At 50.9% G+C, this 14,466-nt stretch carries 11 protein-coding genes and 1 pseudogene; 7 read left to right on the top strand and 5 right to left on the bottom strand.

The genetic code is table 11. From position 1 onward, the window contains the following. The first annotated feature begins 6 nt into the window (after positions 1 to 6). Positions 7 to 153 (top strand): hypothetical protein, encoded by a 147-nt coding sequence (locus IPF95_17595; GenBank protein ID MBK6476497.1) that lies wholly within the window; start codon positions 7 to 9, stop codon positions 151 to 153. A 32-nt stretch (positions 154 to 185) separates the two neighbouring features. On the opposite strand, the gene IPF95_17590 is transcribed toward IPF95_17595, so the two are convergent. Beyond that, the gene (locus IPF95_17590; GenBank protein MBK6476496.1) at positions 186 to 593 is read right to left on the bottom strand and encodes a hypothetical protein; all 408 of its coding nucleotides are present in this window, start codon (positions 591 to 593) and stop codon (positions 186 to 188) included. Between the two features lie 205 nt (positions 594 to 798). After that, entirely contained in the window at positions 799 to 1,158 is a 360-nt protein-coding gene (locus IPF95_17585; protein ID MBK6476495.1) for a hypothetical protein, read from the bottom strand. A 116-nt stretch (positions 1,159 to 1,274) separates the two neighbouring features. Here IPF95_17585 and IPF95_17580 point away from each other — a divergent pair, with 116 nt between their 5' ends. Then, on the top strand, positions 1,275 to 2,165 hold the full coding sequence (locus tag IPF95_17580) for an IS4 family transposase (protein ID MBK6476494.1): 891 nt from the start codon (positions 1,275 to 1,277) through the stop codon (positions 2,163 to 2,165). 232 nt (positions 2,166 to 2,397) lie between these two features. On the opposite strand, the gene IPF95_17575 is transcribed toward IPF95_17580, so the two are convergent. Both IPF95_17575 and IPF95_17570 read right to left on the bottom strand, forming a co-directional pair. Continuing rightward, positions 2,398 to 5,073, bottom strand: coding sequence for a leucine-rich repeat domain-containing protein (locus tag IPF95_17575; protein ID MBK6476493.1), 2,676 nt, complete (start codon positions 5,071 to 5,073; stop codon positions 2,398 to 2,400). Positions 5,074 to 5,152: 79 nt separating this feature from the next. Continuing rightward, on the bottom strand, positions 5,153 to 7,891 hold the full coding sequence (locus IPF95_17570; protein MBK6476492.1) for a hypothetical protein: 2,739 nt from the start codon (positions 7,889 to 7,891) through the stop codon (positions 5,153 to 5,155). A 254-nt stretch (positions 7,892 to 8,145) separates the two neighbouring features. On the opposite strand from IPF95_17570, the gene IPF95_17565 reads away from it, so the two are divergent. The 4 genes from IPF95_17565 to IPF95_17550 all read left to right on the top strand — a co-directional run bounded on the left by IPF95_17565 (position 8,146) and on the right by IPF95_17550 (position 11,910). Next, positions 8,146 to 8,820, top strand: a complete 675-nt coding sequence (locus IPF95_17565; protein MBK6476491.1) for a response regulator transcription factor — start codon at positions 8,146 to 8,148, stop codon at positions 8,818 to 8,820. Further along, positions 8,817 to 10,085 carry a HAMP domain-containing histidine kinase gene (locus tag IPF95_17560; protein ID MBK6476490.1) on the top strand — a complete coding sequence of 423 codons (1,269 nt, stop codon included), beginning with the start codon at positions 8,817 to 8,819 and terminating at the stop codon, positions 10,083 to 10,085. Before IPF95_17565 ends, IPF95_17560 begins: the two co-directional genes overlap by 4 nt. Positions 10,086 to 10,165: 80 nt before the next feature. Next, a complete protein-coding gene (locus IPF95_17555) occupies positions 10,166 to 10,636 on the top strand; it encodes a PepSY-like domain-containing protein (protein MBK6476489.1) in 471 nt (156 codons plus the stop codon). A 38-nt stretch (positions 10,637 to 10,674) separates the two neighbouring features. Next, positions 10,675 to 11,910 (top strand): hypothetical protein, encoded by a 1,236-nt coding sequence (locus IPF95_17550; GenBank protein ID MBK6476488.1) that lies wholly within the window; start codon positions 10,675 to 10,677, stop codon positions 11,908 to 11,910. A 281-nt stretch (positions 11,911 to 12,191) separates the two neighbouring features. On the opposite strand, the pseudogene IPF95_17545 reads toward IPF95_17550, so the two are convergent. Next, positions 12,192 to 12,956, bottom strand: a pseudogene (locus IPF95_17545) (IS5 family transposase). 138 nt (positions 12,957 to 13,094) lie between these two features. On the opposite strand from IPF95_17545, the gene IPF95_17540 reads away from it, so the two are divergent. Next, complete coding sequence (locus IPF95_17540) at positions 13,095 to 14,435, top strand: T9SS type A sorting domain-containing protein (GenBank protein MBK6476487.1); 1,341 nt, start codon at positions 13,095 to 13,097, stop codon at positions 14,433 to 14,435. The last annotated feature ends 31 nt before the right edge of the window (positions 14,436 to 14,466 follow it).

Raw genomic sequence — 14,466 nt, 5'->3', positions numbered from 1 at the left:
ATCGTGATGCTTCACCCATTGCGTTGGTGGGTGTCCGCGAATTCGCCACAAGGCAAAAAGGAATTGTTGCCGGGTAGATACCGCTTGGTGCTGTTAGGTGCGAATGGGGAGTTGGTGCGGACAGCAACTTTTGTGATATCCACCGATATGTGACCCTCGGCCTAGGATGTAAAACCGGACCTAACCTACAGCTTCGTGATCTCTTTCTCCGTTACCCACTTGTCCTTGAACAAGGTGTTGTCGTATTTGATGTGGTATTTGTTCTCGCCCACTTCGATCACGGTAGCAGGTTCAGGTACCATGCCGTATTCCACTTCCACTTTGTCGCCCACATTGAATTTGGTAAGGGGCGAAGAGGGAGCAGGAGTTGCAGCAGTTTTAAAGTTACGCAGGCGATCCACTGTTACCCATTCATCGAAGCTATCTGACCAGCCTTCATAGGTGATGAAGTATTTGTCCCCTTCAGCTTTGAGGATCTTTCCCGGATACCAGGCACCGGCGGATTCGATCTCTACGGTCTCGTTCACTTTCTGGGCTTGCATGGTGGTGATGCCCAAGGTGCATAATGCTAGAATTGTCAAAAATTGTTTCATGGTGGGGTTGTTTTTTGTTTCGGAACTTTCCAAACACAGTGCCAAAATAGTTCAATGCGGAATTTGAACTGCGATCTGCATCACGGGTTGTAGAAAAATCTTCGTTCACGACTATACGCTGGTCCATGCCAAGACAGTTACACCATGTCATGTTTGGGGTAAGGACCGGTTGTTCAAACTGATAATTTCTAAGCACATTGACAGGTCACGGCAGCTGTTCAAATAGGATGTTCGTTGGCACCGTACCTCCGATATTCACTAAGATCCGGTCGCGGTCGTTGCTTGTCCCGGTATATTTCACAAGACCGTCCATATTAACATCATCGCGGTAATAGCCGCCAAGTGTGTTCGTAGGTATTACACCACCGACACGTTGCAGGATCAGGTCCCTGTCGTTGTTCGTTCCGGTGTATTTGAGATCACCATCGCTGCGGCAATCACCAGCCCAGAGCACTCGCCGTGTTCCGACAGTAGCTTGCGCATTGGTGCCGTATGTAGCAGTTGTCGTAACGCTGAAATCTACCGTTGTGGTTACCGCACTTAGCGAGCGTCCAGTATTGGTCATTGTTCCCAAATCACTGCCGTCCGGAACAATAGAACGGACCGGATAATTTTGCACTGCTAAAATAGGAAAGGGACCCCTGATTGCGTCGCGGATCCCTTTCCATAATTAATGGTACCATGGGCAAAATTAAGGCAAAGGCTGGAACTCCGGTTTACGGACAGCTGTTATCGCTTATCAACCGAAAAGACTTCCATAATGCGGTAGTTGAAACCGGTGCAGACTTCGCTGTAAAGAAGCTCAATACATGGACCTTGATGGGGTCTATGATTTTTGCCGTGTTGCAAAGAACTTCAGGGCTTCGCGAACTCACCAGTGGTTTAGCGGGTTATAGCGAAGGTCTGAAACACTTGGGGTTTACTCACCTGCCCAAACGCAGCACCGTAAGCGATGCGAATAAGAAGCGGCCACCAGAGTTGTTCGCTAGGGTTTTTGCGGACATATACCGCCGATATAGACACTATTTATCGGACAGCAGTTTGCCAAAGAACGAACGTTGGCTACGTAATTTGTTCTTGGTAGACTCAACCACAATTACACTTTTCAAAGAGATCATGAAGGCTTGTGGGCGCACTCCTGCCGACGGAAAACGCAAGGGCGGGGTGAAGGTCCACATGGGTATGCACCTTACTGAAGAAGTGCCATCTCTGATTCGGATTACCAAAGCGGCCACCAACGACAAGCAGTTCATGCCTGAGTTCAAGAACATGGCCAAGGGAACCATATTGGTGTTCGACAAGGCGTACATGAACTACCCTTTGTATAGGCACTGGGGTAAGACCGGGGTGCATTTTGTTACGCGCCTAAACCTGCGAAGCACGGTGCAAATACTTCGCGATCGCACGGTAAGCGCAAGCGCCAAGAAGGCTGGAGTACTCAAAGACCAATGGGTTCTGCTGGGCCACGAAGGCGAACTCAACCCTATACTGTTGCGCTTGATAACCTACTACGACCAGACCTTCAAACGCACCTTGCAATTCATTACCAACATGGGTAAATGGGACCGGTGAACGTAGCCCAAGCCTATAAACAGCGGTGGCAAATTGAGATACTATTCAAGCGTCTCAAGCAGAACCTGAAGTTTACCGACTTCCTAGGTGACAATGAGAACGCGATCCGGATCCAGATCTGGTGCGCCTTGATCGCGGATCTATTGGTAACGATCAAGCGCAAATTATTCTCCTTCAAGATCCAGCCAGCATATTCAACGATGGTGGGCCTAGTGCGATTGCATTTAATGCGTTATGTGGATCTAAAGGAATTGTTGCTGAGCCCTGATGATCCTAAAGCTGCCACAACATCGCCATCGCGTTGTACCAAGGCACTTCGTGTAGCTAACACCCCGTACGGTGCAGTTGTACTGCGTAGCTCTACCACTACCCAATCTACAATGGCATTGTTGCCCGTTACAGCTAGTGCTGCAGAGGTTGTTGTTTCTCCGCCGCCACCGTTCACATGGGAATATCCCTGTGCAGTATAGGGTTCTGTAAGTGGGATAAGACCACCGCTCCGCAAACCATCAGACATCAATTGAGTTGCTTGAACGTATGGTCCACCAAGCATCACCTTTGGGGAAATGGCAATACCGGGTGAAGCAATTGTTATCACACTTGGATCGGTGATGATCGGCGCGTTGAAATCGAAATAGATGTTGGCGACATTCTCGATCTCTTCTCCCACTATTAGCGCGGTATTGGCCTTGATGCGGAATTTGATGAAACCGTGGCTTGCCGGTTCATTCGCGTTGATATGCGGCAGTTGGATGTGGTCGTAGCGCACATGCAGCACGCCAGCTTCCATATACCAGAAGTTGCTGTGCGACGATGCCACGTACCTGAAGGTATTGGCCTGCAAGCCCGGCGGAAGCGTATCGGTGATCAACACGTTCTCGGCCATGAACGTACCCGTGTTCTGGAAGCGAATGGTGTAATCGATCCAAGCGCCGTTCTGCGCCTCGGTCGGTGTGAGCGACGACACCGAACTCACTTTGTCGTTCGGGTCATAGGAACCGACCACGGTCCTGGTCCACGTGGCCATGTTATCGGCAGGCGTGGTATCCGGCGCATCGGGTGTTGCCGTGAGTTGGTGCTGGATCCCAGTGCCCAAGGCCACGCTGGCCGGCGTGTTCAGTGTTACTCGGGCAGTCCATGTATCACCCGGATCCATCGCGATGCTCCACGTGGCGTTGTTTCCGACCTGCGCGTTCGGTGCGACAGTGGCGCTCACCCAGTTCTGATCCGTATCAAAATCAAAGTTGATCGTGGCGGTACTTGCTTCGGTACCGATGTTCGATACGCTAAAGTACACGTTGTTATCGAAGCCGGGGCGCGTTACGCCTGCGGTCAATTCAGCCACCAGGTCATAGATGCCCGGTATTGCTTGGTACCCGATGTGCTTGTCCGTAGCGGACATGCCAGCGGTGATCGTTACGTTGTGCGCTGGTGTCGTTATCGTATGGTACAGAACACCTTGCCCTTGTACTGTGTAGCTCCCGGGTTCTACCGGTATGCCAAAGCTCCCGTTCACATCCACACCGCTCAGGTTGTTGCCCGGCTGCGCTTCGGCCACACCACTCAAGAAGGCCGTTTCCCCGGCGTCCTGTAGGCCATTTCCATTGGCATCATTGAATATGGTACCTGTGATGGCTTCGGGTGGGAAACAGGGGTCCGTGGTCGAACACAAGACAGGAGTAAACCCAAGAATATTCGACGAAGGTGACAATCCGAGAGGTACGTTAGGTAGGCAGTTGATGGAATTTCCAGAGCACCTTAGGTCGATCAACGAGTTGGATAGGGTCGGTAAGCAAGTGAGTGTATTGTTTCTGCAATTAAGTTCTTCAAGCGTGTTTGGTAATTGAGGAAGCGCGGAAAGTGAGTTGTTAGCGCAAATAAGTTCTATCAACGTGCTTGGCAAAGAGGGTAAGGCACTGATCGAATTGCTATATATATCGAGCGATGTCAACGAATTGGGCAATGAGGGAAGGTTTGTGAGTTGGTTGTATTGGCATTGGATCTGAAACAACGAGTTGGGCAAAGTGGGTAGGCTGGTGAGTTGATTGAAACTGCAGTAGATCAATTCTAAATTATTAGGCAATGTGGGTAGGTTGGTGAGTTGATTGTGATCGCATCCAAGTAACCACAACGAGTTGGGTAATGCCGGAAGGCTTGTGAGTTGGTTGTAATTGCATTGAAAATTATAGAGATCATTGGGCAATACAGGAAGGCTGTTGAGCTGGTTATGATCGCAATAAAAATGAGCCAGAGTGTTGGGCAATGTCGGAAAGCTGGTGAGTTGGTTGGATCTGCAATAAAGAGTACTCAACGAGGTGGGTAAAGTTGGAAGGTTGGTGAGTTCATTGTTACTGCAAACAAGAGAAAACAACGAGTTGGGCAAGGTTGGAAGGCTGTTGAGTTGGTTGTTACCGCAATCAAGTTGAGACAACGTGTTGGGCAACGTCGGAAGGCTGGAGAGTTGATTGGATCCGCAATCAAGATAAGTCAACGTGTTGGGAAGTGCAGGAAGGCTGGATATTTGGTTGGATCGGCAATAGAGCGACGTTAATGCGCTGGGCAATGGCGGAAGGCTGGCAAGTTGGTTGGATTCACATCTCAGAGTGGTCATGGAACTAGGTAGGTCCGGCAGAGTGCCAAGTTGATTACCACTACAGTTAAGCGTTGTCAATCCTGTGAAGAACTGAACCCCATCCAAGTTGGAGATGCTGGAATACTGAACGGCCATGCTCGTCAATGATGTCACATTCGGGTGGTTCTCATCCAAGACATTCCCGTTCATCGCATTCGGCACGAGCACTTGCAGCTTGGCAGCAAATGCCGGGTCCGGTATGGTGTATTGGGCGTGTATCGCTGAACCGAAAAAACACAGAAAACCAAGGCCAAGAATTCCATTCCACATATTCATTCCCATTTGTTGTTAGACGTGTGATCCAGGATAGGTTGCCTGATCCCGGAATTGGCACTTCTTCGCAATTTATAGGATCTTAAGGCAACTGCTCCACCACCACATTCGTAGGCACGGTACCGCCAATATTCTCCAGGATCCGGTCGCGGTCGTTACCGGTTCCGGTGTACATCACGAGCCCATCCATGTTCAGATCTTCAACTCTATATCCGGCAACCGTAGCCGTAGGCGTTACCCCACCAACGGCTTGCAGGATCATGTCGCGATCATTGCCTGTGCCAGTGTATTTCACTTGACCATCGCCAGTGCAATCACCTGCCCATAACACCATTGTTCCGCTCACGTTCTTGCGGGCATTGGTACCCCACGTGGTGGCAGCCGGAGTCGTGAGATCCAAGGTCGTCGGTGTAGGAGAAAGTGCGAGTGCATTGGCGCTCATGCAGCCCAAGTGGTTACGGTGCCTGATGGCGATATGGTAATTGCCCGCCGCCATGTTGAACGTTACGGGCGACGTCCCGTCCACATCGACAACGTCGCCATCGCGCTGCACGAGGGCGCTGCGTGTGGCGAGTACAGTGCTTGGGTTGCCGGTACTACGCAACTCGACCACCACCCAATCCACAATGGCGTTGGTACCGCTCGCGGTGAGTACTGCAGATGTTGTTGTTTCTCCACCGCCGTTCACGTGGGAATAGCCCAATGCGGAATAGGGTTCGGTAAGCGGGATCAGTCCGGCAGTGCGCAGTTGATCATTCATGCCTTGTGCGGCATTCATGAATGGCCCGCCAAGCATTACGCGCACTGAGATCTCAATTCCCGGGTTCGCCACGTAGTCGGTTGGTATGTATTCCCACAGATCATTGGCATTGAAACTGGATGCGGTTGAGGAACTGACAGGGTTCAAGTTCCCACAGGTCAAAAAACCACGTCCCGCCGCTCCGGCAGCAGCGCCATCCCTGCGCCATCCCCCTCCTGTGGTAGCCTGAATGGTCCATGCATTGGTCACTGGGTCGTAACTGTGGAACGCATTCAGGATGGTGCCGGAGATAAAGCCCCCTGCCCTATAGGCTTGGTCGTCGATCGCGAAGGCCATGTGCGACTGGATCTGGTTCGGTGCATTGAAAGATGCAAGATTCGACCAGCTATCGGCAACAGGATCATAACAACGAACGGCGCTGGTGGCGGTGCTGGATCCGTTCAGGTTCCCACCACAGATACATCCTTTGTTACCGATCACGAAGGCCGCAGCAAGTTGCACTCCAGCACCATTCATGTTGGTGCGCTGTCCCCAGCTATTGGTCTGCGGGTCATAGGCCCAGAGGTCGTTCTGGCGCACGGAATTGACCGCACCGGTACCAACGAATACACGGTCATTCAGCCCGAACGCTACGGTGTTCGTGCGCGCTCCACCGGGCATGTCAGCGCGTTGCGTCCATGTGTTCGCCACAGGATCATAAGCCCAGAAATTGTTTGATGCTGCATTGATCAGTACGTAGCCCTTACCATTGATCGCGGCTCCTGCTTGTGCACCAGTGGCAGGTACTGCTGCGCGGGAAGTCCATGATCGCGCCTCCGGATCATAAGCCCACACCTCATTGAGATTCCCGCCGGAGCTGGAGTTCCCTCCCGCCACATAGATCATATCGTTGATCACGAAGGTCACCGGCCGTTCACGCGGAACACCCGGTAAGTAAGGCCTTTGTACCCACGTGCCGGGAATGATCGGCGCAGGTGGTCCGAGTTCCCAGATCTCTGCAGCAGGATCGTAGGAGTTCAAATGCGCTCGGCCGCCGATCACATAAGCCTTGTTCCCGTGGGATACGGCCACTGCATCTTCGCGACCGTAGGCATCCCACAAGTTTGGTACGGATGTCCATGAGTTCGAGGCAGGGTCGTAAGCAAAGAAATCCCTCGTGCGGCCAACTCCGGCTCGATATCCCGTGCCCATGAACCCTTTGCCGTCTTTGGTAAATGCGACGGCACCATCACGCGCTCCACCGGGATAGGGGGCTTTTGTCGTCCAGGCGTTCGTGACCGGATCGTAGCTCCAGAGTTGGGTGCCAGTGCTGCTGATCACATAGCCTTTTCCATCCAACGCGAAAGCCGTTCCAGATTCGATGGTCGCGGGCATGTTCGCACGTTGGACCCAACCGGTCGCTGCGGAATATTCCCAGAGGTCGCGGAAGGTGTTTACCGCGTACGCATCGACCCCGCCACCGATATACGCCTTGTCGCCGATCACGAAGCAGATTGCTTCATTGCGTTTTCCTCCAGGGAACACGAGCGGCGTCATAGCCCAGAAATGATCATCGGTAAGTGTGTAGCGGAAGATCGAGTCATTGGCATCGGTTCCGCTTCCCCCGAGACCTGCGTACCCAACATTGCCCATGGAGAATCCGACCCCACCTGCGCCGGCGTTGAAATTCGAGAAGCCACCCTCCGCTTGCCCGCCTGGCCCGAAGCCAGAAAAGGTGTTGGTCGCTGGGTGGTACTTTCGAAAGATGGAGGTCACCTCACCATCGTTCAAATAACCCATTCCGAAAAAGACATAGTCGCCAAGGCTGAAGCCTACACCACTATGCTGTGCCCAGAATACACTTGCATTGACGCCCTCTGGCTTCATTTTGATGGACCATTCCTCTTGGGCGTGCACGCTGAATGAGACGAGGAGAACGAGGGTCGTTAGCAATTGCTTCATGGACTTCGAGTAGCGTAGGTTTAGGTCAGTGAAGCCATTCTGAAAATAGAGCTGTGGCGCTTGCGCCGGTAGCTGGAATACAACGAGGAGCGATGCTGCGATGGTGAGATTTCGTGGCATGGTAGGAGAAGGTTTCTGTAATAGGACGCACATTATTGAAGATGGATGCCTCTATGCGTTGAACTGAGTCCAAGTCATTGAGGATCAGCTGCAAATTACCATATCGGAAGTCAATTCTACAAAGGGCGCATTGTTACATTGAATTATAGGCAGCTACTTGAAGTTCCCTGGAATAAGCATTGGATCCTTTCAGCGCGGTTACACAGACCACTTTCCCAATTCATTCCCAGATCCGGCCGGTACTTTTGCGATCGATGAAGATCTTGGTGATCGAAGATGAAGTAGAACTCGCTGAGGTGATCGTGCGCTCGCTGGAGCGGGAACACTTCGTGGTGGAAACTGCGCGCGATAAAAGTGAAGCGTTGCGGCGCGTTACTGACCATGATTACGATCTGGTGCTGTTGGATATCATGCTGCCCGGAGGGAGTGGATTGGAGGTGTTGCGTGCGATGAAGGAGGCAGGCAAGGCGGGTAATGTGATCATCATTTCGGCCAAGGATTCGTTGGATGATAAGTTGGCCGGGTTGGATCTTGGAGCGGACGATTATTTGACGAAGCCGTTCCATATCGCGGAGCTCAATGCGCGCGTCCGCTCCGTGTTGCGGCGGAAGGATCTCGGTGGAAGAACCACGTTGGATGCCGCCAACATGCGCTTGGATCCGGAAGAGCGCACGGTGCATGTGAACAACACGCCGCTGGCCTTGAACCGCAAGGAATTCGACATGCTCACTTACTTGTTACTGAACAAGGACCGGCTCGTTACGCGATCATCATTAGCGGAACATGTGTGGGGCGATCACGCAGATCAAGGAGACGACTTGGATTTCGTGTATGCGCAGATCAAGAACTTGCGCAAGAAGTTGAAACAAGGCGATGCTGAAGTGGAGATACAAGCGGTCTACGGCATCGGATATCGCTTAGTGGAATGAAGTTATTGAACCGCTCATTACTACACCTCTCGTTGGCACTTTTGCTGGTGCTGGGCTTGTGGTCGGTTGCGTTCTTTTTCGTGTTGCGCAATGCCGTTCAGGATAGCATCGATGAAGGGCTGGACGATCAGGAGGAAGTGATCACATACAGGATCAAGAGTGATAGCACACTGCTCGGTATCCGGGATCTAGGATTGTATGGATTTGCAATTGAACCTGCCGCAGAAAAGGTGAAGAAGAGCTTCCTCGATACGTCACTGTTCATACCCAGTGAGGGCGAAGTGGAATCGGTGCGTTTGCGCAACGGAACTTTCAAACACGAAGGGCAATATTACCGGATCCAGATCTACACCAGCACCGTGGAAGAAGATGATCTCGTGGAGCACATCGCCCTTGCATTGATCGCACTTTACGTAGCGGTATTGTTGACCATCATGCTGGTGAACAACGTGGTATTGAAGCGCACATGGCAACCCTTCCACGCAATGCTGGATCACTTCAAAACATTCCGCTTGGGCACAGCGCGTTCCTTGCCCGATGTGCCGACCAAGGTTTATGAGTTCAACGAATTGAAGGCCGCAGCGAACAGCTTGGTGCGCCACGCAACCGATGCGTATGCGGACCAACGCGCCTTTACCGAGAATGCTGCGCACGAACTGCAAACCCCTTTGGCCATCGCCATCAATAAATTGGAATTGTTGGTAGAGCACGGTGGGAGCGAAGAAGAACGCATGGTGGCCGTTGGCGAAGTGATCGCTGTGTTGGAGCGCTTGACCCGGTTGAACCGATCGCTGTTACTACTCGCACGCATTGATAGCCGACTGTTTCCAGACGAACAGGAAGTGTCTTTCGCAACACTTGCTGCAGAGGTCATGGAGGAATTCACGGATCTCGCCGAACACCGCGAAGTGGAGATGCAACTAGAAACGCAAGGTGACCTGACGCTTGCCATGGATCCCGCGTTGGCGCGCACTTTGGTAACCAATTTGCTGAAGAACGCTATCGTTCACAACCATGCTGGTGGTCGCGTTACGGTGTTAGTAGTGCAGGGCCGTGTAGTCGTTCACAATACAGGTAGCACCCCGGCGTTGGATGCCGAACGGATCTTCCTCCGGTTCCACAAAGAGACGAAAGCTGAAGGCGGTACCGGCTTGGGACTGGCCATTGCCAAAGCCATTGCCGATCTGTATGACATGCAGCTAACGTATCGCTATGATACAGTGCATGAGCTCGAGTTAACTGCACCTGAGCAGAACGGGAAGTAATTTATTTCTGTGTTTTTTTTCATTCCCAATTCTTTCCCATGTCACTGCTTCCCTTTGTGATATCAAAAACACAAAGAACCATGAAAACCCCAACTTATTTCCGCCACTCTTTACTCACCGCCTGTGCTACAGCTGCGCTACTTTTGGGCAACGCGGCTTCAGCACAGGAGGTGCCACAAGTACAAGTTCCCGCACCGGTACTTGCTGCATTCAATAAAGAATTTTCTGGTGCTATGGATGTGGAATGGAAGCTCAAAGGCACACAATACAAAGTAGAGTTCGAGACCGGTCTGCTTTTCACGGATCACGATGCGTGGTATGATGCCACCGGCAAGTTGTTGCGGCACAAAGAGGAGATCTCCACATCGGATATACCCGCTGCGGTACAGGCTTCCATCGCCAACGAATTTCCCGGTCACCGAACGGATGATGCAGAGCGTATTACTGCTGATGGTGCGGTCTCGTACACCGTGGAATTGAAAGGTAACGGAACGGAATGGGACGTTGTTTATGACAGCAACGGAAATCAACTACAGAAGATGGCCGACTAATTCCAGAACGGCCAACAACATCGTAACCAAAAATGATCATGCGCACTTTCATAGCCACCAGCTCTATCCTTCTGTTCAGCTTCAGCGTCGCTGCCCAGCCAGCCAATGACCCATCCTATGGTCAACTGGTGCAGCAACGCTGTCCCGGTGCGGATATCGTAAAAGTGCAACGTGCAGATTTCGATCTATTGGAAGTGGAGTACCTCTGTCACGGTCGCAAAGTGGAAATGGGCATACACAATGGAGCAGTGGTCTATGAGGAAAGCGAAGGCAAACCGGATACGGATGCGATGCTCCGCATCCGTCGATCGTTGGATAAGAAGTATCCCGGTTGGCTGATCGATGAGGTAAGTCTGATCACCGCGAAGGATAGCACATTCGTAAAGGCAGAGGTGGTGTTGGATGGCGTTGAGCACAATGTCTACTTCACCACCACGGGCCGCAAATTCAACCCGCTCTCCATGTTGGCGGCACACGGTTGGAGTGTCGAAGAATTGGCTGCTGTTGCGCTGCCCGGTGCACCCTATGACCTTCTCAAGCCGGATAGTATCTATACGCTACCGGAACTGTTGCGCGAGGTTTCGGACATTGCCCTGGGTGGGCCGAATACGGTGTATTGTGTGCAGGATGAATTGGGAGCTGTGTTCGAATTTGACCTGATCGCTGAGGCTATTATAAATGTTCACCGTTTCACTGATCTTGGCGACTTCGAAGGAATTGCTGTGAATGGCGATCGCATTACTATTCTGCGCAGCGATGGCAAGCTTTACACCTTGGATTGTATAACGGGCGAGTTGGTAAGCGAGCAACACTACACGTTGCCTTCGCTCAACTATGAAGGACTTTTTTCTAATAGCAACGGCGACTTATTCATAGTAAGCAAAGAGGCGCCTGTAGTGGGTGAAAGCAACAAGCGTTTGATACACCGCATTCACAACAACAAACAGCAACTTCACCGCACGTTGGATGCCACCGAGGTGGCCGATGCATTCGCGCGGACCTATCCCACGTTGGCCGAACGGAACGTGCGTTTCAGTCCCAGTGCCGCTGCGGTGCATCCGGTTACCGGTCAACTCTACGTGTTATCTGCGTCAGATCGGTTGTTAACGGTATACGATGACACGTTGCGCCTTGTAATCCCGCTTCCAGCCGCTTTATATTACAAGCCGGAGGGCCTCGCGTTCCATACCAATGGCGATCTTCTCATTTCCAACGAGGGGGATAAGAAAGGGCTGGTGCCAGCGAATGTGATGCGGTTCACGTATCGTGAATGAACCATGGGCTTTATTGAGGTCGTGGAACTGTACAAGGATCCGCGTTCTCGGTGATCGTGTTCTGTTATAAGCCATTGCCGGAAAAAGCACGGATGCGGCACGGAAAGTTAGCTTTAATTGGTGATCTTGTAAGATCGATAAGTTCTGTTTCAACCTAGGCGCGCAGCTCAACTCGCAAGCTTAAGGAAATGGAACATGTCGTTTTGTGTCATCAATTACATTAGCTTTACGTAACTTAAATGAACCGTTACGCTGTCGCTTTGTTTTGCCTAGAAGCCATCTCAAAAATAACTTTTGAGAATTATCATTACGCAAGCCAACTGCACCATGCCTAAGAAGAGGTCTGCATGGTATTCATACCGAACGAATGTACGGCGCGAGTTAAACAACCACGCGAACAACCTTTCGACCTTCCAGCGGCGTTTGTAGCGCCGTAATTCCCGTCCATCTTGATGCACTTGTCGTTTTCTGTTACTCCTGTGCGGACATACCAGTTGGATTCCGCGTTTCTTCAATGTGCGTCTTAGTTTGTCACTGTCGTACGCCCTGTCGGCGATCACACGTTTGGGCTTTATGGCACACGAACGGATCGTCCTATCGGCTAGCTTTACTTCATGGGTGCTGGCGCTAAAGGCCCGTACGGTGAGAGGAATACCAACAGCGTCTGTGACTGCCATGATCTTGGTGCCTTTCCCTTTCTTAGTAGGTCCAACACAAGCCCCCTTTTTTGGCACTTGCGAAGGTGCCATCGATAAAGCATTCGGTAATGTCGATCTTCCCTCGATCGCGTAGATCCGATGCAAGAGCATGCAGCAGTTTATCCCAAGAACCGCTCTTGCACCAGTGTTTGTGGTACCGATGGCAAGTCTGGTATGGCGGGTATCTGCCAGGTAGATCTGCCCATGGTGCACCGGTCCGGCATATCCACAAGATCCGTTAAGCACCGCACGTGGATCTTGTCTGGGCCTGCCACGTGTTTCGCTCTTATGAAAAATACTTGTAAGCGGTTTTTCCAACACTTCCCATTGCTTGTCGCTGATGTCCATCGCTTTTCTTAGCGAAGTACATTGCGCCAAAGAAGAAGATCAACTGGAACATTAAAAAGTTGATCAAAGCCCAGTGTTCATAGATAACTTAGGCAATGCTTATTTTTGAGATTCCTTCTAGTAATGCCATTATCGATAATGGCGCAGCAATGGTCATTTTTCCAACCGGGCTGGAAGTATAATTACTTCACATCTGATACGGGTGCAGTAAGTGCTCAGGTTTTTATTACGCATACCGATACGCTTGGAGCAGAATTTTACGAGCATCAGTTTAATCGCATTGCGGAATACTGTGACACGTGCGTTCCCGATTCTGTAGTCACTGATCTGCCACAATTCGTACAACGTTCAGCGACCGTGCGAGATAGTGTTTGGCTGTTGCATGATCCGGATTCCTTAGTGTTCTTGCCGTATGCTGATCTTGGGAGTATATGGGTCATGGATACAGCTGCCAGTATCAATGCGGAAGTTACGGCTGTAGATACACTTGTACAATTCGGGTTGATCGATCTACAAAAGACGATCACATGTACGAATGGTGATGTGTGGGTGATCTCGCGCGAGTGGGGTATGATGCGTATGAATGATCTGGAGTTATATGGCGTTCACGGGCCGGATGTAGGTTTTTTGGTTCCGGATATTCATCAGATGTATCCATTCCAAGCTGGTGATATTATGGAATTGTTTATTGGGGGCGGCGGGGCTCACTATAACTGGTGGTATCCATACGGCAGCACGTATAGACGAAGAAAATATACTATGATCTCCAGAACGGATACGGGTGATGACGTGCTCTACGATACTTGGGCAGTTTGGACCATAACGACGACCACTCCCGCCACTTCTTCATCCACGAATACAAATTACTACTCCGGGTCGAACAATATGCAGTGGGAAACCTCGATCACCGAGTTACCATATCGTGACCTTTTATCATCCTATCCGGGTGAATTGATCATGTCCGAGCATCAGATCACACCGGGTTCGCCACATTTTATTTGTGTTGCAAAACATCGAATTGATTCGTTAGGGAGGTATTGTAAGGAATGCGACCTTAAGAGTTATCCTTATTGTAACTTATGGGATCATGTCAGCTATGTTGAAGGAAAAGGGATTGATAAATATTCGTGGAATTGTGCCGCACAAGGTGAAGTCTATCAGCTGGTCGGTTCTGTTATTAGTGGTGATACAAGTGGTACGATCAGTTCGGATAGTTATTTGCTTTCAGTTCAAGAGCAAACAATGTCTGAAATTCAAGTGTATCCGAATCCTGTGCAGGATTTGTTACAAATTGAAGGAATTGGTCATGGTGAGGTTACTCTTGTTTTGTTCGATGCGCAAGGAAGAAGTGTGTTGGAAAGGTCAGTTAATGGTCCTACTTATGTGCTTGATGTAGGGAGCTTCGAGGCAGGCGTTTATTCCATTATTATTCGAGGAAAATCGGATGGAGTTCCTGTGAAAGTGTTTATCTTTCATTAACTCGCAACGGACAAACTCATCTGCTCCGTTT

Source organism: Flavobacteriales bacterium (genome assembly GCA_016704485.1).
Lineage (GTDB): Bacteria > Bacteroidota > Bacteroidia > Flavobacteriales_F > PHOS-HE28 > PHOS-HE28.
The sequence above is the reverse complement of the archived record's forward strand: the minus strand, read 5'-3'. Positions and strand labels throughout refer to the sequence as shown.

What these genes read in the sequence shown, in the direction of transcription:
- IPF95_17575 (MBK6476493.1), bottom strand. Translation starts at nt 5,073, where the DNA reads ATGAATATGTGGAATGGAATTCTTGGCCTTGGTTTTCTGTGTTTTTTC.
- IPF95_17590 (MBK6476496.1), bottom strand. Translation starts at nt 593, where the DNA reads ATGAAACAATTTTTGACAATTCTAGCATTATGCACCTTGGGCATCACC.
- IPF95_17580 (MBK6476494.1), top strand. Translation starts at nt 1,275, where the DNA reads ATGGGCAAAATTAAGGCAAAGGCTGGAACTCCGGTTTACGGACAGCTG.
- IPF95_17560 (MBK6476490.1), top strand. Translation starts at nt 8,817, where the DNA reads ATGAAGTTATTGAACCGCTCATTACTACACCTCTCGTTGGCACTTTTG.
- IPF95_17570 (MBK6476492.1), bottom strand. Translation starts at nt 7,891, where the DNA reads ATGCCACGAAATCTCACCATCGCAGCATCGCTCCTCGTTGTATTCCAG.
- IPF95_17565 (MBK6476491.1), top strand. Translation starts at nt 8,146, where the DNA reads ATGAAGATCTTGGTGATCGAAGATGAAGTAGAACTCGCTGAGGTGATC.
- IPF95_17595 (MBK6476497.1), top strand. Translation starts at nt 7, where the DNA reads ATGCTTCACCCATTGCGTTGGTGGGTGTCCGCGAATTCGCCACAAGGC.
- IPF95_17550 (MBK6476488.1), top strand. Translation starts at nt 10,675, where the DNA reads ATGCGCACTTTCATAGCCACCAGCTCTATCCTTCTGTTCAGCTTCAGC.
- IPF95_17540 (MBK6476487.1), top strand. Translation starts at nt 13,095, where the DNA reads ATGGCGCAGCAATGGTCATTTTTCCAACCGGGCTGGAAGTATAATTAC.
- IPF95_17555 (MBK6476489.1), top strand. Translation starts at nt 10,166, where the DNA reads ATGAAAACCCCAACTTATTTCCGCCACTCTTTACTCACCGCCTGTGCT.
- IPF95_17585 (MBK6476495.1), bottom strand. Translation starts at nt 1,158, where the DNA reads ATGACCAATACTGGACGCTCGCTAAGTGCGGTAACCACAACGGTAGAT.